Annotated in this window: 22 protein-coding genes; 14 read left to right on the top strand and 8 right to left on the bottom strand. The window is 74.9% G+C overall.

Features of this window, described 5'->3' with window-relative positions:
* The first annotated feature begins 9 nt into the window (after positions 1 to 9).
* Positions 10 to 591 (top strand): helix-turn-helix domain-containing protein, encoded by a 582-nt coding sequence (locus AB0D01_RS24860; RefSeq protein WP_363058804.1) that lies wholly within the window; start codon positions 10 to 12, stop codon positions 589 to 591.
* A gap of 54 nt (positions 592 to 645) precedes the next feature.
* Here AB0D01_RS24860 and AB0D01_RS24855 read toward each other — a convergent pair whose 3' ends face one another.
* The 3 genes from AB0D01_RS24855 to AB0D01_RS24845 are packed head-to-tail and all read right to left on the bottom strand — an operon-like array spanning position 646 to position 2,176.
* Entirely contained in the window at positions 646 to 963 is a 318-nt protein-coding gene (locus AB0D01_RS24855) for an Asp23/Gls24 family envelope stress response protein (RefSeq protein ID WP_363058802.1), read from the bottom strand.
* Positions 960 to 1,604 (bottom strand): Asp23/Gls24 family envelope stress response protein, encoded by a 645-nt coding sequence (locus AB0D01_RS24850; protein ID WP_363058800.1) that lies wholly within the window; start codon positions 1,602 to 1,604, stop codon positions 960 to 962. Before AB0D01_RS24850 ends, AB0D01_RS24855 begins: the two co-directional genes overlap by 4 nt.
* Entirely contained in the window at positions 1,595 to 2,176 is a 582-nt protein-coding gene (locus AB0D01_RS24845) for a sigma-70 family RNA polymerase sigma factor (RefSeq protein WP_363058798.1), read from the bottom strand. Before AB0D01_RS24845 ends, AB0D01_RS24850 begins: the two co-directional genes overlap by 10 nt.
* A 195-nt stretch (positions 2,177 to 2,371) precedes the next feature.
* Here AB0D01_RS24845 and AB0D01_RS24840 point away from each other — a divergent pair, with 195 nt between their 5' ends.
* The 4 genes from AB0D01_RS24840 (at position 2,372) to AB0D01_RS24825 (ending at position 4,794) form a co-directional block, all read left to right on the top strand.
* Positions 2,372 to 2,866, top strand: coding sequence for an Asp23/Gls24 family envelope stress response protein (locus AB0D01_RS24840; RefSeq protein ID WP_363058796.1), 495 nt, complete (start codon positions 2,372 to 2,374; stop codon positions 2,864 to 2,866).
* 77 nt (positions 2,867 to 2,943) lie between these two features.
* A complete protein-coding gene (locus tag AB0D01_RS24835) occupies positions 2,944 to 3,129 on the top strand; it encodes a hypothetical protein (RefSeq protein WP_363058794.1) in 186 nt (61 codons plus the stop codon).
* Positions 3,130 to 3,146: 17 nt separating this feature from the next.
* Positions 3,147 to 4,265, top strand: coding sequence for a DUF6286 domain-containing protein (locus AB0D01_RS24830; protein WP_363058792.1), 1,119 nt, complete (start codon positions 3,147 to 3,149; stop codon positions 4,263 to 4,265).
* A complete protein-coding gene (locus tag AB0D01_RS24825) occupies positions 4,258 to 4,794 on the top strand; it encodes a hypothetical protein (RefSeq protein ID WP_363058791.1) in 537 nt (178 codons plus the stop codon). Before AB0D01_RS24830 ends, AB0D01_RS24825 begins: the two co-directional genes overlap by 8 nt.
* 25 nt (positions 4,795 to 4,819) lie before the next feature.
* Here AB0D01_RS24825 and AB0D01_RS24820 read toward each other — a convergent pair whose 3' ends face one another.
* On the bottom strand, positions 4,820 to 5,236 hold the full coding sequence (locus AB0D01_RS24820) for a MarR family transcriptional regulator (protein WP_363058953.1): 417 nt from the start codon (positions 5,234 to 5,236) through the stop codon (positions 4,820 to 4,822).
* A 175-nt stretch (positions 5,237 to 5,411) separates the two neighbouring features.
* Between AB0D01_RS24820 and AB0D01_RS24815 the strand changes: the two genes are divergently transcribed.
* From AB0D01_RS24815 to AB0D01_RS24795, 5 genes are all read left to right on the top strand, one after another.
* On the top strand, positions 5,412 to 7,571 hold the full coding sequence (locus AB0D01_RS24815) for an MMPL family transporter (RefSeq protein WP_363058789.1): 2,160 nt from the start codon (positions 5,412 to 5,414) through the stop codon (positions 7,569 to 7,571).
* 191 nt (positions 7,572 to 7,762) lie between these two features.
* Entirely contained in the window at positions 7,763 to 9,082 is a 1,320-nt protein-coding gene (locus tag AB0D01_RS24810; protein ID WP_363058787.1) for an FAD-dependent oxidoreductase, read from the top strand.
* Positions 9,083 to 9,180: 98 nt separating this feature from the next.
* Entirely contained in the window at positions 9,181 to 9,897 is a 717-nt protein-coding gene (locus AB0D01_RS24805) for a DUF1365 domain-containing protein (RefSeq protein ID WP_363058786.1), read from the top strand.
* Positions 9,894 to 11,279, top strand: coding sequence for a cyclopropane-fatty-acyl-phospholipid synthase family protein (locus tag AB0D01_RS24800; RefSeq protein WP_363058784.1), 1,386 nt, complete (start codon positions 9,894 to 9,896; stop codon positions 11,277 to 11,279). Before AB0D01_RS24805 ends, AB0D01_RS24800 begins: the two co-directional genes overlap by 4 nt.
* Entirely contained in the window at positions 11,276 to 12,082 is an 807-nt protein-coding gene (locus AB0D01_RS24795) for a DUF1295 domain-containing protein (protein WP_363058782.1), read from the top strand. Before AB0D01_RS24800 ends, AB0D01_RS24795 begins: the two co-directional genes overlap by 4 nt.
* 21 nt (positions 12,083 to 12,103) lie before the next feature.
* On the opposite strand, the gene AB0D01_RS24790 is transcribed toward AB0D01_RS24795, so the two are convergent.
* On the bottom strand, positions 12,104 to 13,156 hold the full coding sequence (locus AB0D01_RS24790; protein ID WP_363058780.1) for a MerR family transcriptional regulator: 1,053 nt from the start codon (positions 13,154 to 13,156) through the stop codon (positions 12,104 to 12,106).
* A 144-nt stretch (positions 13,157 to 13,300) separates the two neighbouring features.
* Between AB0D01_RS24790 and AB0D01_RS24785 the strand changes: the two genes are divergently transcribed.
* On the top strand, positions 13,301 to 14,275 hold the full coding sequence (locus AB0D01_RS24785) for an L-threonylcarbamoyladenylate synthase (protein WP_363058778.1): 975 nt from the start codon (positions 13,301 to 13,303) through the stop codon (positions 14,273 to 14,275).
* A 12-nt stretch (positions 14,276 to 14,287) separates the two neighbouring features.
* Here the strand turns inward: AB0D01_RS24785 and AB0D01_RS24780 are convergent, their stop codons facing one another.
* Entirely contained in the window at positions 14,288 to 15,193 is a 906-nt protein-coding gene (locus tag AB0D01_RS24780) for a hypothetical protein (RefSeq protein ID WP_363058776.1), read from the bottom strand.
* Positions 15,194 to 15,232: 39 nt separating this feature from the next.
* Positions 15,233 to 15,574, bottom strand: a complete 342-nt coding sequence (locus AB0D01_RS24775; RefSeq protein ID WP_363058774.1) for a hypothetical protein — start codon at positions 15,572 to 15,574, stop codon at positions 15,233 to 15,235.
* A 304-nt stretch (positions 15,575 to 15,878) separates the two neighbouring features.
* Here AB0D01_RS24775 and AB0D01_RS24770 point away from each other — a divergent pair, with 304 nt between their 5' ends.
* The 3 genes from AB0D01_RS24770 to AB0D01_RS24760 all read left to right on the top strand — a co-directional run bounded on the left by AB0D01_RS24770 (position 15,879) and on the right by AB0D01_RS24760 (position 18,574).
* Complete coding sequence (locus AB0D01_RS24770; protein WP_363058772.1) at positions 15,879 to 17,177, top strand: UDP-glucose/GDP-mannose dehydrogenase family protein; 1,299 nt, start codon at positions 15,879 to 15,881, stop codon at positions 17,175 to 17,177.
* An 89-nt stretch (positions 17,178 to 17,266) separates the two neighbouring features.
* On the top strand, positions 17,267 to 18,193 hold the full coding sequence (locus AB0D01_RS24765; protein ID WP_363058771.1) for a glycosyltransferase: 927 nt from the start codon (positions 17,267 to 17,269) through the stop codon (positions 18,191 to 18,193).
* Between the two features lie 141 nt (positions 18,194 to 18,334).
* Positions 18,335 to 18,574, top strand: a complete 240-nt coding sequence (locus AB0D01_RS24760) for a hypothetical protein (RefSeq protein ID WP_363058769.1) — start codon at positions 18,335 to 18,337, stop codon at positions 18,572 to 18,574.
* Here the strand turns inward: AB0D01_RS24760 and AB0D01_RS24755 are convergent.
* Positions 18,569 to 20,014 carry an FAD-dependent monooxygenase gene (locus AB0D01_RS24755; protein ID WP_363058767.1) on the bottom strand — a complete coding sequence of 482 codons (1,446 nt, stop codon included), beginning with the start codon at positions 20,012 to 20,014 and terminating at the stop codon, positions 18,569 to 18,571. The genes AB0D01_RS24760 and AB0D01_RS24755 overlap by 6 nt on opposite strands.
* Between the last annotated feature and the right edge of the window lie 133 nt (positions 20,015 to 20,147).

Genomic DNA, 20,147 nt, shown 5'->3' with positions numbered 1-20,147 from the left:
CCGATCTGTATGACAGTAGATCAGCTCCTGCCGCGCCAGAGTCAGTTCGTCCGCCCGCGCTCCCGGTCGCTCGACCGGTCGCGAGACCGATCGGTCGGCCGGTCCTTCCGTCCGACGGGGTTGCCCGCGCCCGAGGAGCGGCGTCGGCTCCGGGAGCAGTGGGGGCTTTCGACCCGGCAGGTCGCGGTCGCGTTCGGGGTGAAGCCGGCGACCGTACGGTCCTGGGAGTCCGGTCGCAGCGCGCCGCGAGGGGGCCGGCGCGACGCGTACCGGCGGTTCCTGGCCGGGCTCGCCCAGCACGGCGCCCTCGCGGGCGTCGGTCCCCGGGGCGGGGGACCGGTCCGCGCGGCCGAGGCGCGGCGCCCCGTGGTCCGGCCGGTCGGGAACCCCGGGCACCCCGGGCACCTCGGGAACTCCAAAGACCCGGTGGCCACCGCTCCGCCGTCCCCGGTGCGGGCGGGCGCCGTCGTCCGGCGGGCGGTGGATCCGGTCTCGCCCGAGCGGGTGCGCCGGCTGCGACTGCTCGGGGCGGCGGCCTGCCTGTGGTCGCTGGCGCTGTGGGTGATCCTCACCTGCCCGCCGCCGCTGTAGGCCCGGCCGCCGCCGTAGGCCCCGCCGCGGAAGCCGCCGCGGCGCGCGCCCGGCTCAGACGATCCCGGTCACGGTGACCCGCACCGCCGCCCGGGGGAGCGAGGCCGTCTCGGCGGCCGCGGCCCGTACCGCCCGGGCCACGTCGGCCGCCCGGTGGGGGGCGCGGGCGACGAACTCGATGTGCAGGGCGGTGACGGACCCGCAGGGGCCGACGGTGACGCGTACGGCGCCCCGGTCCTCGACCGGGCCGGGGCGGCGTACGGCGGCGTGCAGCAGGCTCCGCAAGCCGGGGCGCAGGCAGGCGACGCCGGGCACGTCCAGCACGGCGTCGGTCACCGCCGCGGAGACGGTGGCGGTCCGTGGTGTGTTCATGCCGTGCTCTCCCGGTGTCGGTCCGGCGGGTCGTGCAGGTCGGTGACGGTGACGTCGACCGAGGCGAGCTCCAGGCCCAGCCGCCGCTGGGCGGCCCGGGTGACGGCCGCGCGCACGGCCTCGGCCGCGGCCCGCAGGTCGCGGCCGAACTCGACCGTCACCTCCAGACGGACCGTCACCGGACCGCGCCGCGGCGGGCCGTGGCCGTCCGGCGGGGCGACGCGGCAGCCGCCCGCGCGGACGCCGGGGACTTCCTCGGCGGCCACGCGCAGTGTTCGGGCGGCGACGGACTCGTAGATCCAGGTGTCCTCGTCCCGCTCGCCCAGGGGCAGGGTCCTGCCGGGGCGCAGTTCCAGCCGCACCACGTCCATGACCCGGCGCGCGAGGGCCGTGGCGTCCGGGGGTGCGCCGGTGGGGGAGACCGCGGGGGCCAGTGCGGCGGCGCGGAGCCGCCTCAGGTCGGCCAGGGCCTCCTGGCAGTAGGCGCAGCCCGGGGTGTGCGGGTCCGCCGCCGCCTCCTCGGCCTGTTCCCATACGGCGGCCAGGTCGCGGCCGCAGGCCAGGAGTTCGGCGTCCGCGTCGTCGAAGGGGGCGGGGTGGGGGTGGTGGCCGGTCTCGTGGGCCGGGTCGTTCATCGCCATGCGGCCATCGCCTCCGTCAGCACGCGCCGGGCCCGGAAGACGCGCGCGCGGACCGCCTCCGGGCTGATGCGGACCGTCGAGGCGATCGATTCGTACGGCAGGCCTTCGATCTCCCGCAGGACCCAGCACACCCGTTGCTCGGCGGACAGAGCGCGCATGGCCCGGCCGAGGTCGTCGGCCGCGGCGTGCGATTCGGCGGCGCGGACGGGGGAGGACTGGTGTTCCGGAGCTGCCGGCTCCGGCACGGTGTCGAGGTCGGCGGTGGTTCTGCGGGCGCGCAGGAGGTTCAGGCACCGGTTGGTGACGATGCGGTGCAGCCAGGTGGCGAAGCCGGCCTCGCCGCGGAACTCCGGCAGTTTGCGCCAGGCGCTGACGAACGCGTCCTGTACGGCGTCCTCGGCCTCGGCGCCGTTGCCCAGGAGGCGTTCGGCGAGCTGGAGCATGACCGGTCCATGACGGTGTACGAGCACTTCGAACGCCTCCTCGTCCCCTTCCGCCGCCCTCACGGCCAGCAGCTGGTCACCGGCCCCGGACGCGCCGCCGTCCCCGTCGGCGTCCCATCGAGCACTCACACGCGGGCTCCTTCCGGCCTTGTCTGCTTTGACACCGATGCCGCCCCGTCCGTTACGGCGACAGAATCCGCACTTTTGTCCGGTTCGCCCACGGAAGAGGTGCGTAACGGATCCCCCACCGGCGGTGTCAAAGGGAGGCAGGGATCCGAAGTGACCGAAGCAACCGAAGTGACCGAAGTGGACGAAAGGGCAGTCATGACCGCGACGACGCAGGAAACCGCACCCGCCCGGCCGGGACGTGTGAACGGCCTCGGCGCCGAGAAGGACCTCGGTGCCGGCCGGACGGAGGTCGGCGAGCCGACGGGCACGCGCGGCAGGACGTCGATCGCGGACGCGGTCGTCGTGAAGATCGCCGGGATGGCGGCGCGGGAGATCCCGGGCGTCCACGACATGGGCGGCGGGCTGTCGCGGACGCTGGGCGCGGTACGCGACCGGGTGCCCGGAGGCAGGCCCCAACTCGGGCGCGGCGTGAAGGTCGAGGTCGGCGCACGGCAGGCCGCCATCGACGTCGAACTCGTCGTGGAGTACGGAGTTCCGGTGCCGGAGGTCGCGCGCGACGTCCGCGAGAACGTCATCGGCGCCGTCGAGCGCATCACCGGACTGGAGGTCGTCGAGGTGAACATCGCCGTCGTGGACGTCCACCTGCCCGGTGACGAGCTCCTCGCGGCGGGCGAGGCGCGCGTGGAGTAGGAGGCGGCGCAAGGGGGGGGCACCGGACGGTCGGTTCGGTCGATCGAGGACGAGAACGAGGACGAGGTGGAAGAGGCATGGGCAAGGACGGGCTCGGGTTGATCACCGGGATGGCGTTGGCGTTCGCGGGCTGGTTCGGAGGCTTCGGGGCGTTCCTCCTCGTCGCGGTCCTCGGCGCGCTCGGCTACGCGGCCGGCCGGCACCTGGAGGGCGGAGCCGACCTCAGGGACCTGCTGTTCTCCTATGACCGCAGGCGCCCGTGAAGGCGGCCGGACGGGGTGTGACCACCGTCGCCGACCGGGTGGCGGCCAAGATCGCCCGGCAGGCGGCGGCCGAATCGCTCACGGGCGGTGACGGGCGCGTCCTGCGCGGCACCGCGCACGGCGCCGCGACGGGGCCGGCGTCCACCCGGAACCGGGGATTCGAGGTGGCCGTGGACCTGGCGCTGCCGTTGACCGAGGCCGTCGATGCCCGGGCCGGGCGGGTGCAGGAGCACGTGCGCGCCCGTACGGAGCACCTGACGGGCCGACAGGTCGGCGTCCCCCTGGTCCGGGTGAAGCGGCTCGCGCCGGCGCAGGCCGCCCCGGTGGGTCCGGTGGGTCCGGTGGGCCCGGGCGCCCCGGCTGTTCCGGTCGGCCCGGCCGTCCCGCTCGGCCGGGGCGCCCCGGCCGGTGGGCGCGCCCTGGCCGTACCGGTCGGCCTGCCTGTCCCGGCCGGCCCGCCTGACCCGTCTGCCCCGGCCTGCCCGCCTGTCCCGGCCTGCCCGCCCGCCCCGGCCGGGCGGCGCGCCCCGAGGGCGTGGTCGCGGCGCGGGGTGTCGGCCGGCTGCCTCGCGGTGGCCGTCACCGCCGCCTCGGGCCTGCTGCTCGGGCGGGTGCTCGCGCCGCGCCTGCCGGTCGATCCCGCGGCCTGGTTCCCGTACGAGGCGCTCCTCGGGCACCTCCGCGACCCCGGCCTGCGCGGTGCTGCGGCGGCCGGGTGCGCGCTCCTGGGCCTGTGGCTGGTGGCCCTGGCCCTCACGCCGGGGCGCCGCCGCATGCTGACCCTGGACACCGTGCCGACCGTACGGGCGGTCCTCGGCCGTGCCGACGCCGCGCGCCTGGTCCGCGCGGCCCTGGCCGGACAGCCGGCACTGCGCGTGTGCTCCGTGCGCTGCACCGCCCGTACGGTCCGGGTGCGGGCGGAACTCGCCTTCGGCGGCGGAGGCGGAGCCGCGGCCACGCCCGATGCCGATGCCGACGCCGACGCCGAAGCGGTGAGGGAGGCGGCGTACCGGGCCGTCGTCGGGGCGGTCGCCGCGATGGCACCCGTACGGAGCCCTCGCGTCACCCTCGCCCTCAGGGCCGCCTCCGGCGGCGGGCCCGCCGCACCGCGTCGCGACGGGGGCTCCGATGCGTAGCCGCGGGGTGGCCAACCGGGTCGCGCTGGCCCTGGTCGGCTCCGCCCTGATCGCGGGCGCCGCCACGGCCACGGGCACGGCCGGGGCCATGGGCATCGGCGCGGGTGTAGCCTCCGTACGCGCCCGCCTGGGCGAGCACCCCACCGCCGCCCCGGCCCTCGTCGGATGTCTGGGGCTGTTCCTCGGGGTGACCCTGCTGGTGGCCCGGGTGCGCGGCCGGGCACCGCGCCGGCGGCTGTCCCTCACGGCGCCGGGCTGCACGCTGGACGCCGGCGCCCTGCGCCGCGCCGTACGCGGGGGCTGCGCCGAGATCCCCGGGGTCGTGCGGGCGCGCTGCCGCCTGACGGGTACCGGCGCGCGACCGCGCCTGGCCGTCACCCTGCACCTGGATCCCGGAGCGCGCCCGGACGAGGTCCTGGCCGCCCTCACCACGACGGTCCTGCCCCCCGTCGCCGCCCTCCTGCCCCCGCGCCTCGACACGGAGGTCCGCCTGCGCGTGCGACGGCCCCGCGCGGGCCGGACCGTCTGACGGGCCCCTCCGGGCGGGGTTCGGGTCAGCGCCGCACGAGGGCGAGCTGGTGGTTCATCTCGGCCAGGAAGCGCACGACGACGTGCAGTTCGTCCTCGGTGAAGCGGGCGCGCACCGCGTCCGTCCCGTGCGCCAGGGGGCGGAAGTAGTCGCGGGCCACCTCCTTGGCGGCGCGGGCGTAGTGGAGGTGGACCACCCGGCGGTCGTCGGCCGCCCGGACCCGGCGGATATGGCCGGTCCGCTCCAGCCGGTCCAGGCACGCCGTCATGGCCCCGGAGGTGAGGTTCATGTGCTTGCGCAGGCGGCCCGGGGTCATCGGACCCTCGTCGGCGTCGTCGCCGCTGTCGGCGTCCAGCACGGCGATGAGCGCCTGGACGTCGGTGAGGTGGAGGCCCTGGGACTGGGCGAATTCCTGTGCGATGCGGTTGAACTCGGCGTTCATCCCGCGCAAAAGAACGGCGAAGGACTGCAACCCGATCGGGTCGTCGGCCGGAAGTGGGGGTGCCAGGGGTGCCGGCGGGGTGGGGTCGTCGGTGGCGCGCATGACATGAGCATAGAGTCTCTCGATGATTGAGATTCTTCATCAGTGACTTAATCTCATGGGTAAGGGGCCCCCTTTGAAGAACGCACAGCGCTGGGTACGCCGGCTCGTGCCACTCGTGTTGGTGATCGCGTGGCTCGGCATCGGCGGAGCGCTCGGACCGTACGCGGGCCGGCTCGGCGAGGTCGCCACCAACGACCAGGCGGCCTTCCTGCCGCGCAACGCCGAATCGACGCGGGTCCTCGAAGCCCGCAAGGCCTTCGAGACCTCGCCGTCCGTGCCCGCCATCGTCGTCTGGACCACGGACGGCGGCCCGGTCGCCGCCGAACGGCAGGAGGCCGCCACCCGGGCGGTCGCGGGCCTCGCCGGCAGGCCCGGCGTCGTCGCACCGCCCTCCCCGGCCCTCGTCTCCGACGACGGCCGGGCCCTCCAGGCCGTCGTCCCGCTCGCCACCGACCTCGGCAAGCAGCTGCCCGACGTCCTGGACGACGTACGACAGGCCGCGCGACAGGTGCCGGGGACCACGGTCCGGATCGCCGGGCCCGCCGCGAGCCAGGCCGACCTGTCCGACGCGTTCGCCGGCATCGACGGGCTGCTGCTCGGCGTCGCCCTGGGCGCGGTGCTGCTGATCCTGCTCCTGGTCTACCGCAGCGTGCTGCTGCCCCTGGTGATCATCGTCAGCGCGGTCTTCGCGCTCGGTGTGGCGTGCGCCGTGGTCTACGCCCTGGCAGACCGGGGCGCGGTCCGCGTGGACGGCCAGGTCCAGGGGATCCTGTCCATCCTGGTCATCGGGGCGGCGACCGACTACGCGCTGCTCCTGGCGGCGCGCTTCCGCGAGGAACTCGTCCGTCAGGGGGACCGAGTCAAGGCGGCGACCGCCGCCGTACGCCGCTCCGCCGGAGCCATCACCGCCAGCGCCGCCACCGTGGCCCTCGGCCTGCTGGCCCTGCTGGCGAGCGACCTGACGAACAACCGGGCCCTCGGCCCCGTCGGAGCCATCGGCATCGTCTGCTCCGTCCTCACCACCCTCACCTTCCTGCCGGCCGTACTGGTCCTGCTGGGCCGGGCCGCCTACTGGCCCGCCACACCCAAGAGCGCCACGGGCCCGTCCGCCGACCCCGCCGACCCCGCCGACCCCGCCGACTCCGCCGACTCCGCCGGCGAGGGCCATCGCGTCTGGCACCGCGTCGCCGCCGTGATCGACCGGGCGCCGCGTCGGGTGTGGGTGTCCACCGCGCTGCTGCTCGCGGTGGCCGCCGGATTCTCCCCGGCCCTGTCGTCCAAGGGCGTGCCGCTCGACGAGATCTTCGTCAACGACGCCCCCTCGGTCGCCGCCCAGCAGACGTTGGCCCGGCACTTCCCCGGCGGCTCGGGCAACCCCGCCGTGATCATCACGGACGCGGGCCGGGCGGCCGAGGTACGGGCGGCGGCCGAGGCCACGGACGGCGTCGTCGCCGTCTCCCCGATCACCACCGGCGGCCGGCCCGGGACGGGGACCCCCCTCGTCGTGGACGGCCGGGTCCGCCTGGACGCCACGCTGGAGGCGGCGGCCGACAGCGACGCCGCGAAGGAGACGGTCCGGGTACTGCGCGAGCGCGTCCACGCGGTCGAGGGCGCCGACGCCCTGGTCGGCGGCTACACGGCCCAGCAGTACGACACCCAGCGGACCTCCGCCCGCGACCGCACCGTGATCGTCCCCGTCGTCCTCGGCATCATCCTGCTGATCCTCGTCGCGCTCCTGCGCGCCGTCGTGGTGCCGGTCCTGCTGGTGGCGACCGTCGCGCTCAACTTCCTCGCGACACTGGGCGTGTCCGCCCTCGTCTTCGAGCACCTGCTCGGGTTCAGCGGCACGGACGCCTCCGTCCCGCTCTACGGGTTCGTCTTCCTGGTCGCCCTCGGCGTCGACTACAACATCTTCCTGATGTCACGCGTCCGCGAGGAAGCCCTCGTCCTCGGCACCCGCCGGGGCGTCCTGCGCGGCCTGATCACCACGGGAGGGGTCATCACCTCCGCCGGCGTGGTGCTCGCCGCGACCTTCGCCGCGCTGATGGTGATCCCCCTGGCCTTCCTGGTCCAGATCGCCTTCATCGTCGCCTTCGGCGTCCTGCTCGACACCCTCGTCGTGCGCTCCCTGCTCGTACCGGCCCTGGTCATCGACATCGGCCCGCGCGCCTGGTGGCCCAGCGCGCTGTCCCGAACCGACGCGGATCCCACGGCGAGCCCCCGGCCGAGCTGACGGCGCGGGCGGCCCACCACGTGACGGCGTACGCGAGGAATTCAATGCGGAAACAATGCGAGTTGAGCCCGGTCCCTGACCCCGGGAAGCTGATCGCATCGCAGCGGCCTCCTCCGACGCGCAGACCGTCCCACGGAGGCGGGGCCCGGGGGAGAGCGCCCCCGGGCCCACCACACCAGGGGGTGGAGACGTTGGACCGACCGAGCATCGCGGTCGTCGGCGCCGGCATATCCGGACTGACGGCCGCGCACATCCTGTCCCGAGCCCACGACGTCGTCCTGTACGAGGCGGACGACCGCCTCGGCGGACACGCCCACACCCACGAGCTGCCGACCCCGGGCGGCGGCACCATCGGCGTGGACACCGGATTCATCGTCCACAACGAACGCACCTACCCCCACCTCCTGCGCCTCTTCCGCGAACTCGGCGTCGCCACGCAGGACTCCGAGATGAGCATGTCCGTCCGCTGCGACGGCTGCGGCCTGGAGTACGCCGGCGCCCGGGGCCCGCTCGGACTGCTGGGCGGCGGCAACCTGCTGCGCGGGCGCCACCTGCGGATGCTCGCCGAGGTACCCCGCTTCCACCGCGCCGCCCGCCGCCTCCTCGCGGACGAGGACGCGCGGGCGGCCCCCGACCCGGCCCCGTCCCCCGCCCAGGCCTCGGCCCCGTCCCCGTCCCCGGACGCGACCCTGGGCGCGTTCCTGCGCCGGCACCGCTTCTCCCCGTACTTCGTCGGCCACTTCGCCATCCCGCTGGTCGCCTCCGTCTGGTCCTGCGCACCCGCCACCGCCCTGGACTACCCGGCCGCCTACCTCTTCCGCTTCCTCGACCACCACGGACTGCTGTCGGTCACCGGATCCCCGCGCTGGAAGACCGTCACCGGGGGTTCCGGGGCCTACGTCGAACGGGCCGCCAAAGCCCTCTCCTCCGTCCGGACCGCCACCCCCGTGCGCACCGTCGCCCGCACGGCCGACGGCGTACGGCTGATCACCGAGGACGGGGAGTCGGCCGACCACCGGGCCGTCGTCATCGCCGTCCACCCCGACCAGGCCCTGCGCCTGCTGGCCGACCCCACGCCGCGCGAACGCCACGTCCTCGGCGCCTTCACCTACTCCCGCAACCCGACCGTGCTCCACCGCGACACCTCGCTGCTGCCCCGCGGCGGCCACGCCCGGGCGTCGTGGAACTACCGGCTGCCGTCCTGCTCGGCCCGACCCGGCTCCGTACAGGTCAGCTACGACATGAACCGCCTGCAACGCCTGTCCGGACAGGAGCCGCACATCGTCACCCTCAACCCCGGCGACGACCTGATCGACGAGAGCACGGTCCTGGCCCGGATGACCTACGAACACCCGGTCTACACGGTCGAGTCGGTGGCGGCGCAGCGCCTGCTGCCCACCCTCGACGACCGCGTCGTCGCCTACGCGGGCGCCTACCACGGGTGGGGGTTCCACGAGGACGGTTGCCGCTCCGGAGCCCGCGCCGCCGCATCCCTCGGGGTGACCTGGTGACCCCCGCCCCGGGCGACCCGCCCCACCCGACCCCGTCGCGGACGGCTCCGACTTTGTCGCGGACGGCGCCCCGGGTGCCCGCCCTCTACGCGACCGAGGTGCGGCACACCCGAGTCACGCCCTTCACGTACGCCCTCGGGCACCGCACCTACATGTGGCTCGTCGACCTCGACCGGCTCCCGGTCCTGCCCCGCCTCCTGCGTCCGCTCGCCCGCTTCGACCCACGCGACCACTTCGGCGGAGACGCGCCCACCCTGCGCGCCGGGCTCGACGCCTACCTGGCGAGCCGCGGGGTGCACGACGCCGACGGGCGGGTCCTCATGCTGGCCCACGCCCGCGTGCTGGGCCACGTCTTCAACCCCCTGACGCTGTACTGGTGCCACGACCGTGCCGGTCGCGTGGTCCGCGTCGTCGCCGAGGTCCACAACACCTACGGCGGGCGCCACTGCTACCTCCTGGACCCCGACGACCAGGGCCGCGACGAGGTGCCCAAGGACTTCTACGTCTCCCCGTTCCTCGGCGTCGAGGGCAGCTACCGGATGAGGCTGCCGCTGCCCGGAGACCGCCTGGACCTGACCGTCCAGCTCCGCCACCCCGACGGCTCCCGCCCCCTGACCGCCACCGTCCGGGGCACCCACCGCCCGGCCGGCGCCCGCGCGCTGCTCGCCGCCGTCCTGCGCAACCCGTGGTCGACCGTCGGGGTGTCGCTCGGCATCCGCCGACACGGGATCCGCCTCCTGCTCAAAGGACTTCCCGTCACGGCCCGGCCCCCGTCCACCGCTTCGGCCCACCCCGCCCAGGAGAAGACCCTGTGACCCGCACCCTCCCTCCCGTCCCCCACGGCGAGACCGACGAGACCGGCGAGACCGGCGGAACCGGCGGAACCCGTGGCTCCGGTGTCGGCCGCCCGTCGGTCGACGCCGCGCTCTGGCCCGACGTGGCCCGCCTGCCGAAGGCCTCCGCCCTGCGCCGCGCCCTCGCCCGCCGGATCGTCGAACGCGCCCTCGACCGACTGCCGCTGCGGGTCCGGACCGACGGCGCCCCGCCCCTGCTGCCCCCGCAGCCCCTCGGCGGCACCACGCCCACCCCGACCCCGACCCCGCACCCGACCCTGCACCTGCACGACCCCGAGGCCTTCCACCGGCGGATCGGCGCCGACGGACTCATCGGCTTCGGCGAGTCCTACATGGCGGGCGAATGGGACAGCGACGACCTGGTCGGGGTCCTCACCGTGCTCGCCCGCCACGTGGACGACCTCGTACCCCCCGCCCTGCGCCGGCTGCGCGGCGCCTGGGTGCGCCGCAGGCCCGCGGCCGACCTCAACACCGTCGACGGAGCCCGCCGCAACATCCACCGCCACTACGACCTGTCCAACGACCTCTTCGCCACCTTCCTCGACCCCACCCTCACCTACTCCTCGGCCCTCTTCGAACGCCTCCCCGCCGACGCCCGCGACCTGGAGGCCGCCCAGCACCGCAAGATCGACCGGCTCCTCGACCTGGCCGGGACCGGCCCGGACACCCACCTCCTGGAGATCGGCACCGGCTGGGGTGAACTCGCCATCGGAGCCGCCCGCCGCGGCGCCCGCGTCCACACCGTCACCCTCTCCCGGGAACAACGCGCCCTCGCCCTCAGGCGCGTCGCCGACGCCGGGGTCGCCGACCGCGTCACCGTCGAACTGTGCGACTACCGCCGCGTCGAGGGCACGTACGACGCCGTCGTGAGCGTCGAGATGATCGAGGCCGTGGGCGCCGCGTACTGGCCCGCCTACTTCGACGCCCTGCGGCGCCTGACGGCCCCCGGGGGCCGCGCCGTCCTCCAGGCCATCACCATGCCGCACGAGCGGATGCTGCACACCGCCCGCACCCACACCTGGATCAGCAAGTACGTCTTCCCCGGCGGCCTCATCCCCTCCCGGCCCGCCCTCGCCCGCGAGAGCGCCGCCGCCGGACTGCGCCTGGTCCAGGACACCGGCTACGGCGACCACTACGCGGAAACCCTCCGGCTGTGGCGCGAACGGTTCCTCCACGCCTCCGCCGACGTGACCGCCCTCGGCTTCGACCCCACCTTCCGCCGGATGTGGGAGCTCTACCTCGCCTACTCCGAAGCCGGATTCCGCGCCCGCTACCTCGACGTGCGCCACCTCGTCCTCACCGCCGCGCCCACCGGCGGACACCCCCGCGGGGGGACCCGATGACCGCGCAGACCCTCGTCCTGCTCGCCGCGTCGGCCGGCACGGCCCTCGCCGTCATGCTGCTGACCTTCGCCATCGCCCTGGTCAAGGGCGTCCACCGGATCGTCGACGTCGCCTGGGGCGCGGCCTTCGCGGCCGTCGCCGTCGTCGCCTGGTTCCTCTCGGACGGCCACGGCGACCCCGTACGGCGCACCGTGGTGGCCGCCGCCACCGTCGTGTGGGGGCTGCGCCTCGCCGTGCACATCGCGCGACGCGGCCGCGGCCACGGCGAGGACCCGCGCTACGCCCGGATGCTCGCCCGGGCACGGGGCAACGAGACGCTGTACGCGCTGCGCACCGTCTACCTCCTCCAGGGCGGCCTGGTCTGGCTGGTGTCGCTCCCCGTCCAGGCGGCCGTGCTGCTGCCCGAGCCCCTGGAGGCCACCGCCGTACTGGGACTCGTCCTGTGGGCGACCGGCCTGTGCTTCGAAGCCGTAGGCGACCACCAACTCGCCCGGTTCAAGGCCGACCCCGCGAACAAGGGGCGCATCATGGACCGCGGGCTGTGGGCCTGGACCCGCCACCCCAACTACTTCGGCGACTTCCTCGTCTGGTGGGGCCTGTACCTGACGGCCTGCGCCACCTGGCAGACCGCCGCCGCCACCCTCATCTCCCCGCTGGTGATGAGCGCCCTGCTCATCAAGGGCAGCGGCAAACGCCTGCTGGAGGCCCACATGGCCGACCGCCCCGGCTACGCCGACTACCGGGCCCGCACCAGCGGCTTCCTGCCCCGGCCCCCGCGCCGGGCCGTTGGCCGGAGCCGATAGCCGGAGCGCCGGCCGGAGCCGCTAGCCCGCCGCGCCGCCGCCGTCGGCGTACAGGTCCGAGATCACGTCCAGCGCCCCGCGCAGCCCGTGGGTGCGCCTCATCCCCGGCCCCGCAGCCCGCACCGACCAGCCGGGGCCCGCGAGGAGCACCAGCGGGGCGGTCCGCGCCCCCTTGAGGCCGAACGCCGTCGCCGCGACCCGCCGGGCCAGTACGCCGTCCGCCGTCGTGCGGGACTGCGACCACAGCACGACGGCCATCGGCCCCGACCGCCCCACCGCCGCGAGCAACGCCTCCGCCGGCACGGCCGCCCCGAACATCCGGGTCGGCAGCCCCCGCTCGACCAGCCCCGCCGCCAACGCCTCCAGGGGCAGCGTGTGCTGCTCGCCCGGAAGGCAGGCCAGCACCACCGGAGCCGTGTGCCCCGACGTCACGGGCGCGGACACCACCGCCCGCCGCAGGGCCGTCGAGACGTGCCACGACAGCAGGTGCTCCACCTCGACGTACCGGTCCTCCGTCGACTCCCACTTGCGCCCCACCGCGTGGAGGGTCGGGGCCATCACCTCCTCCCACGCGGTCACCAGGCCGTGGGTCTCCAGCGCCCGGCACAGCAGGGCGTCCATGGCCGGCCCGTCGAGCCGTACGGCGGCACGCGCCAGCCCCCGACACTCCTGCCGCACCTCCCCGAGGGGCAACCCCCCGCCCGGACCGCCCTGCCGCCCCCGCGCCGGGCCGGCGGCCTGCGGCGCCGCCGTATCCGGTGCCCCGGTCGTCAAGGTGCCCGAGGCTGCGGCGCCCGCCTCCGGCACCCCCCGCACCACCGCATCCGGCCGGCCGCGCAGGGCCACCGCCGCCCGGGCCGCCTCCGCCGGAGGAATCCCGGACGAGGTGAGCCGGCACATCTCCTCCAGCATCGCGACGTCGCCGGGCATCCACCGCCGGTGCCTGCCGCCCTCGCGGGCCGCCGGGCCGATGCCGTACCGCTGCTCCCAGGAACGCACCGTCGTCGGTGACACCCCCAGGTGCCGGGCCACCGCGCCCGTCGAGACACCGGGGGCCGTCCGCGTAGTGGTCATTCGGCGCTCCAGCCGTCGCTCGTCCCCCGGCACCGAGCATGACCCGCACACCCCCGCGCCGAAACTCGCACTGTTTCTGCGTCGAATCACCCCTCACCTGCGGACGGCGTACGGGGGACCCGGAACGGTGAGAACATTGCGCGGGTGACAGCAACGACCAGTGACATCGAGAAGGCGGCCGGCGTCCTGCGCGCCGGAGGCCTGGTGGCCCTCCCGACCGAAACCGTCTACGGCCTGGGGGCCAACGCCGAGGACCCCACCGCCGTCGCCCGCGTCTACGAGGCCAAGGGGCGACCGACGTCCCACCCGCTGATCGTCCACATCGGCGGCGCCGAGCACCTGGACGACTGGGCCGAGGACGTGCCCGCAGCGGCCCGCCTGCTCGCGGAGCACTTCTGGCCGGGGCCCCTGACCCTGGTCCTGCGGCGCGGTCGCCGGGTCCCCCGGGAGGCGACCGGCGGCCTGGACACGGTGGCCGTACGCGTACCGAACCACCCCCTCGCCCTCGCTCTGCTCGCGGCTTTCGGCGGCGGCGTCGCGGCCCCGTCCGCCAACCGCTTCGGCTCCGTCAGCCCCACGACGGCCGACGACGTCCGCGCGGAGCTCGGCGACGCCGTCGACCTCGTACTGGAAGGCGGCCCCTGCGAGGTCGGCGTCGAGTCGACCATCGTCGACGCCACGGGCGACACCCTCACCGTCCTGCGGCCCGGCGGCGTGACCCGCGAGGAACTCGAAGCGGTCCTCGGCCACCCGCTCGACGTCCCCGCCACCAGCCCCGTACGCGTCCCCGGCCAGCACCCTTCGCACTACGCGCCGCGCGCCCGGGTCGTCCTCGTCGAGCCCGAGGAGATCCTGGCCGAGGCGCTGCGCGCGCAGGAGGCGGGGCAGCGCGTGGGCGTCCTGCTCCCGCCCTCCCTCGCCGACACCGCGCCCGAGGTGCACGCCGTGGTGCCCGTCCCCGGCTCGCCGGCGGCCTACGCCCGAGGGCTGTACGGGTTCCTGCGCGCGTTCGACCAGCGGGGGTGCGACCTCGTCGTCGCCTCCCTGCCGGCGGAGGAGGGGCTGGGCCTCGCCATCGCCAACCGCCTGCGCCGCGCCGCGGGCCCCCGCCCCGCCTGACGCCTGCCTTCGCTACAGGCCCGCCCGGGCGAGGAGCGCCTCCGCCTCCTGACGCGTGAGCGCGGGCGGGGCCGCCGCGGGAGCGGGGCACGTGTGGGTGTCGCCGTGGTCGGACAGGACCCACTCGATCAGGGGGTCGTCGTCCGGCAGGCCGGCCACGAGGCTCTCGCGCAGCGGCGAGGGGGTGTCCGGGCGCGCCGCGATCGCGGCGCGGACGAAGGCGTCCGGATCCCCCGCGAGCACCTCCCGCAGCGCGGCGGGCAGTGCGGGGTGGGCGGCCACGGCCTCGCGCACCTCGGCATCCGGGTCCGTCACCAGCGCCGGGGACGGTTCGACGTGGCGTACGACGACGGCACGGGTCACCGGATCGGCGAGGAGCCCGGGCAGCAGGTCCGCCGCCGCCGACGCGTACGCCGAGGCGGCGGCCCGGCGGACGTGCGGATCGGGATCCGTCAGCAGGGCGCGGCGCACCGGCTCGGGCGCGTCCGGCCGGTGCGCGACGACCGCCGACCGCACCCGGGCGTCCGGATCCCCGGCCAACGCGGCCAGGAGCCCGGCCGGCAGGTGCTCGTTCATGGCGAGGAACGCGCGCACGGTGGAGTCCCGGTCGCCCGCGAGGCGGGACAGGAGCCCGGGAGGTTCGTCCGCGACACCCGCCGCCACCGCGGCCCGGACCGAAGGCTCCGGATGCTCCGCCAGACGGGCCCTGATCGCGGCCGGCACCGAGGAGTTGGCGGCGAGACTGCGCGCGGAGCCCAGCCTGATGATCTCCTCCGTCAACTCCGGGGTCAGGTCCCGGCGCAGGAGGGCCACCGCGCGCCGCGCCGCCGGATGCGGCAGCAGACGCCGCACGAGGTCGAGGGGCAGCGCCTCCTGCGCGGCGAGGGCGCTCAGTTCGAGGTTCAGATCCGCGTCCATGCACCGCAGGTTAAGCGCCGTCGCGGGGAGGCCGTCGCGTCAGAGGACCTTGTACGTCAGCTCGTACAGGGACAGGGACAGCGCGCCGATGGCCTGCTTCCGTTCCCCGAGGCCCAACTCGGAGGGGAGGATCTTCGCCCCGCCGATGAACTTGGACTGGTCCGTCGCCTCGTTGACCTCGTGCAGGAGGATGTCGACCGGTGCCTGATTGACGAACGGCACGAACCGCTCGTCGAACTCGAACACGTCTCCCTCCCGCAGTCGGGCCATGTCGAAGGTGCCCCCGTCACCTCGGCTGACGAGGATCTCGTCCGCTCCGTCCGGGTCCTGGACCCTTTTGGCTTCCAGGAACAAGAGTTTGGCGAAGGCCGCGGCTGCCATGGTGTTCCTCCCGTGCTTCGGTGCTGAGGTGCTTCGGTGCTGAGGTGCTTCCCTCTCGCACGGCACATTGTTGATGTTGCCGCGCGCATATTCACGCAGCGCGTGCCGCGCGTTCCCGCCCGCCACCTGCCGCGCGGGAACGACCGGCTGGTCAGGGCGGGTCGGCCGGATCCCACCATCGCCGGTTCGGCCGCTGCCCGGTCGGACCAGCCGGCCGAGTAGGGTGTCGCCCACGAACGGGGCGGCATCGGGCACAGCCGGATCGACCCGCCCGAAACGGTACGAAGAGAGGGGCGGGCGGACCATGGCGGAGCGACGCGTCGCGGTGTTCGGCGCCGGATACATCGGGCTGGTGACCGGGGCGTGCCTCGCCGAGCTGGGCCACCGGGTGACCGTCCGGGACATCGACCCCGAACGCGTCCGCGTCCTGCGCGCCGGCGGCGTCCCCCTGCACGAACCCGGGCTCGGCGACCTGATCGCCCGCAACGAGGAGCGCCTGCGCTTCACCGAGGACCTCGACCAGGCCCTCGCCGGCGCCGAGGTCGCCTACGTGTGCGTGGACACCCCGCCCTCCGCCTCCGGCGACGCCGACCTCTCCCGCGTCTGGACCGTCGTGCGATCGCTGGCCACGGCCTCGGGCACGGCCTCGGACCTGCGCGCCGTCGTCATGAAGTCCACCGTCCCCGTCGGCACCGGCGCCCGCGCCCGACTCCTGCTGGAGGAGACCGGCCTGGGCCACGTCGGCTACGTCTCCAACCCCGAGTTCACCGCCGAAGGCCGCGCCGTCGCCGACTTCATGGCCCCGGACCGCATCGTGATCGGATCCGACGACGAGGACGCCGCCGCCCTGGTCGCGGCCCTGCACACCGGCATCGACGCCCCGGTGGCCACCATGGACGTGAAGTCCGCCGAGATGGTCAAACTCGCGGCCAACGCCCTCCTCGCCACGAAGATCAGCTTCGCCAACGAGATCGCCACCCTCTGCGAGAACACCGGAGCCGACGTCGGCGAGGTCCTCGCCGCCGTCGGCATGGACCACCGCCTCGGCGCCCACTTCCTGCGCCCCGGCATCGGCTGGGGCGGATCGTGCTTCCCCAAGGACAGCGAAGCCCTGCGCCAGATGGCCTCCAACACGGGCTTCCACCCCCAGCTCCTGACCGCCGTCATCAACGTCAACAACATCCAGAAGCGCCGGGCGATCCAACGCCTCAAGGAGGAGCTCGGCGACCTCGCCGGCAAGCACGTCGCCCTCCTGGGCATGGCCTTCAAGCCCGGCACCGACGACATGCGCGAGGCGCCCTCCACCGTGCTCGCCGACCGGCTGCTGGCCGAAGGCGCGCACGTACGCTCCTGGGACCCCCTCGCCCGCCCCGCCGCCGGCGAACCGTGGGACAGCGTGACCCGCTTCCCGAGCCCCCGGGAGGCCCTCGCCGGCGCCGACGCCGCGGTGATCGTGACCGAATGGCCCGAACTCGCCGACGTCGACTGGGCCGAGGCCCGCGCCGCGATGCGCACCCCGGTGCTGTTCGACGGCCGCAACCTCCTCGACCCCACCCGCATGCGCGAGATCGGCCTCCGCTACACCTCCGTCGGTCGTCCCTGACCACGGCGGTGCGGTACGTCGGCGGGCCCGTCCCTCGCCGACGCCCCTCGCCGACGCCCCTCGTCCGTCCCACCAGAAGTGAGGATCGCGTGCCCCGGCCCCCGCACCGGCCCCGCGTCGACGTCGTACTGCTCACCATGAACGACCGGCCGCGGGAGGAAGCGGCGGCCCAGGCCACGCTCCTCGCACAGACCGGGGTCGACCTGCGGATCTGCGTGGTCGGCAACGGTTGCGTTCCCGAGATCGTCCCGGCCGGGGCGGTCACCGTCGTCCTGGAGGAGAACCTCGGCATCCCCGGCGGACGCAACGCGGGCGCCCGCGCCCTCGCGGACTCCGATCCCACCCCGAACCGGCCGGCCGAGTACCTGTTCTTCCTCGACAACGACGCGACGTTCCCCACCACCGACCTCCTCGCCCGCCTGGTCGCCGAAGCCGAACGCCACCCCGGTGCCGGATACGTCCAACCACGCCTCACCGGCCCGGACGACACCACCACGCCACGACGCTGGGTCCCGCGCCTGCGCACCGCGGACGCCGGCCGTCCGGGCACGATCACCACGATGACCGAGGGGATCGTCCTCGTCCGCCGAGCCGTCTTCGAGGCGACGGGTGGCTGGGCGGACGGGTTCTTCCTCTACCACGAGGGCCTCGACCTGGCCCAACGCATCTGGGCCGGTGGCGCCACCGGTTGGTACGCGGCCGACCTCCGCATGCACCACCCCCTCACCAGCCCCACCCGGCACGCCCTGTTCCACCGGCTCGCCGCGCGCAACCGGGTCTGGGTGGCCTACCGCAACCTGCCCGCCCCGCTGATCCCCCCGTACCTCCTGGTCTGGAGCACGGCCACCGCGGTCCGCGCCGTTCGCGCCGGTGGGGCGGGTGGAGCCAGTGGCGCCCGGGATTCCCTGCGCGGGTTCCGCGAGGGGTGGGCCGGTCGTCACCGGCAGGAGCGGCGGCCCATGTCCTGGCGCACGGTCGTCCGGCTCACGGCCGCCGGACGCCCGCCGATCATCTGACCCTCCGGTCCCCGGTCCCCGGTCCTGCGGCGGCTCCAGGGACAGTTGAGCATCGCTTGAGTCCTCGCCACGGTCGGTAGCCGTATCCCTGCGTAATGTGATGCAGTGTCAGCGGCTCTGATCGACAGGAGATGACCCCGCGTGGAAGCGATACTGCAGCTGACCCAGGAGAGCGAGCAGGTGCGGCTCGGCACGCTCGTGGTGCTCCGCGGTCTCTGCGAACGTGATCCGTCGCTCGCCGGCCCCACGATGGAGATCGTGCGGAAGGCCATGACCTACTGGCGGGCGGACGGTTCCCAGACACCGGCCGCCTGCGATGCCGCGCAGGCCCTGCTGACCGACCTCGAAGGCGCCGTCCCGCCCACCGAACCGCCCTCATGACCCCGCTTCGGCTCCGGTGGGGAGCGGCTCCGGCACCTGCGCACGGGCGGCCGCGCGTTCCGCTTCGGAGAGCGGCGGGCCGCTCAGCAGGGGCTTCTTGGGACCGCTGAACATGTGGCGCAGCATGTCCGGACGGAACAACCGGGTCGGCGGCTTCTCCATGCTCATCACGTCCAGGAGGGCGGCCATGGCGTGCGGGTTGCGCGCGCCGGCGTCCACGGCGCGGTCGATGAACGAGGCGAGGAACCGCTCCACCGCGGTCGGCCCCTTCTCGCCGGCGCCCGGGTAGAAGACGTCCTGCCCGACCGCCAGGGCCCAGGCGATGCCCACGGGCCCCGCGGCGGCTCGCTGGATCCGTCGCGCCGTTCCGGGGGCCCGCAGGTCGTGCGCGGCCAGCACCGCGCGCAACGCGAGCGCGCTCTGCGCGGTGACGGTCAGCCCGTGCCCGTAGACGGGGTTGAAGCCGGCCACGGCGTCGCCCAGGACCGCGAAGCCGGACGGCCAGCGCCGGGCCTTCTCGTAGAAGCGGCGCCGGTTGGCCGTGGTGCGGGTGGTGACCACGTCCGTGAGGGGGGTCGCCCCGCTCAGGAGCTCGGCTATGACGGGGTCGCTCAGGGACCGCGCGAAGTCGAGGAAGTCCTCGTTGCGCCGGGTGGGCCGGCCGCCGCGGGTCCCGGACAGGGTGACGAGCCAGCGGCCCCCTTCCACCGGCAGGATGATCCCGCCGCGCCCGGGCGCCGAACGCGGATCGGCCTGCACGTTGACGAGCGGGAAGCCCTCGGCGGTGGTGCCCGGCGCGCGGTAGACGCGGCTCGCGTATCCGACGCCGGCGTCCACGACCCGTTCGGGGACCGGGGGCAGCCCGAGGTCGCGCAGCCAGGTGGGGGCGTGGCTGCCACGACCGCTCGCGTCGATGACGAGGTCGGCGGACAGAGATTCCTCCCCGTCCGCGGAGCGGACGCGGACCCCGGTGACGAGGGTGGCGTCGCCCTCCAGGGCGAGGAGCTCGGTCTGCCGGCGCAGGCCGACGCCGGGGCGTCGTAGGACCTCGCGGCGGACGGCCGAGTCGAACAGGTCCCGGCTGCAGACGAGGTTGACGTGCCGGGCCCCCTGCCACCTGCGGAACCACTGACCGGAGGGAGCCTTGGAGACCAGGTCGGTCATCACGGGCGTGCGGCGGGCGCCGAGGGCGACGAGCTCGTCGACGATGCCGGGCAGCAGTTCCTCGTACGCCCTCACCCCTCCGGACCACAGTAGATGGCCGTGGCGCGCCTGGGGCAGTCCCTTGCGGGCGTCGGGGCCCTCGGGCAGGACGTCGCGCTCGACGACGGTGACGTCGGCGAAGTCGGCCAGGACCGAGGCCGCGAGCATCCCCGTCGTGCTGCCGCCTATGACGATCGCCCGGGGGCGCGGCGGGGTGGTTCCCTCAAGGGTGGGCATGGTGCTGGTTTCCGTTCGTTGCGATGCGGTACTGCCGCCTCGAAGGCGCCGATGCGCGGCGCGGCCCTACGTGCGGACCCCGGGCGCAACCCCAGAGCTAGCCAACCATAGTTGTCATTCGGTCAATGATGAC

The organism is Streptomyces sp. NPDC048606 (assembly GCF_040650855.1).
GTDB lineage: Bacteria > Actinomycetota > Actinomycetes > Streptomycetales > Streptomycetaceae > Streptomyces.
Note: the sequence above shows the minus strand (reverse complement) of the source record. Positions and strands in the feature narration are given on the sequence as shown.